This window comes from Vibrio sinaloensis DSM 21326 (assembly GCF_000189275.1).
In the GTDB taxonomy this organism is placed as follows: Bacteria; Pseudomonadota; Gammaproteobacteria; order Enterobacterales; family Vibrionaceae; genus Vibrio; species Vibrio sinaloensis.
Genome location: NZ_AEVT01000116.1, coordinates 1 through 451, shown reverse-complemented (window position 1 = coordinate 451; position 451 = coordinate 1). Strand labels below are relative to the sequence as shown.

The following is a 451-nucleotide window of genomic DNA, read 5'->3' as shown; positions in this document are numbered from 1 at the left end:
GGCGCGTTCGATCAGACGCCGCGCTTCATCGACTTCATCAATACTGGTGACCATCGGCAACAAAATGCTGAGGTTGCCAGTCGCCGCATTGGCGCGCAGCATCGCGCGGACCTGGATCAAAAAGATCTCCGGCTGATCCAGCGTAATGCGGATCCCGCGCCAGCCCAGACACGGGTTCTCCTCGCTGATCGGCATATAGGGCAGTTGCTTATCCGCTCCCACATCCAGGGTCCGCAGCGTCACCGGTTTATCGTTAAACATTTGCAGCATCCCTTGATACTGCGCCACCTGCTCTTCTTCCGAGGGAAACCCGCTTTGCAGCATAAAGGGAATTTCAGTACGGTACAGGCCGATACCGTCGATCCGACTGCCTAACTTTTCCTCATGCTCGGGGCTGAGCCCGGCATTCAGCATCACTTTGACTCGCTCGCCGCTTTTCAGTTGGGCGGGA

General features: G+C 57.2%; 1 protein-coding gene. It reads right to left on the bottom strand.

Annotated elements, in window-relative coordinates:
* Positions 1–451, bottom strand: a 451-nt coding sequence (locus tag RH45_RS20560) for a putative PEP-binding protein (protein ID WP_008081075.1), incomplete at both ends; no start/stop codon positions are given.